General features: G+C 76.9%; 1 pseudogene. It reads left to right on the forward strand.

The annotated features are described in order from the left end of the window. Positions 1–429 (forward strand): annotated as a pseudogene (locus tag AC2W7G_RS18545) (hypothetical protein); the annotation flags it as partial. Positions 430–464 lie beyond the last annotated feature (35 nt).

Genomic DNA, 464 nt, shown 5'->3' on the forward strand with positions numbered 1-464 from the left:
GCGCTCCACCCGGTGCTGCGGCTGGCGGCGACCGGTGCCGCAGCCTCGGCGCTCGTCTCGCTCGTCCCGACCCTGGCCACCGCCGCCACGCCCACCGACGACGACCGGCTGGTCGCCTACCTGCGCGACCACGCCGTCCCCGGTGACACGGCGGTCACCGCGTTCGGCAACCCGGCGCTGCTGCGCGAGGCCGGGCTGGAGAGTCCGTACGAGCACCTGTGGAGCCTGCCGGTGCGCGTCCGGGACCCGCGGCTGGAGTCGCTGCGGTCGGTGCTGGAGCAGGACCGGCCGGCCTGGGTGCTGGTCAGCGGCCCGACCCTGCGCACCTGGGGCGTGGACGCGGTGGCGGCGCAGGCGGTGCTGGACCGCGACTACCGGGTGGTGGCCGTCATCGGCGACCGCCACGTCTACCGGCGCGCGCCGGTCTAGGCAGGTCAGGCGGTCGGAGCGCGGCTGTCGTCGGC

Source organism: Aeromicrobium sp. PFPM2_SD2 (assembly GCF_057364525.1).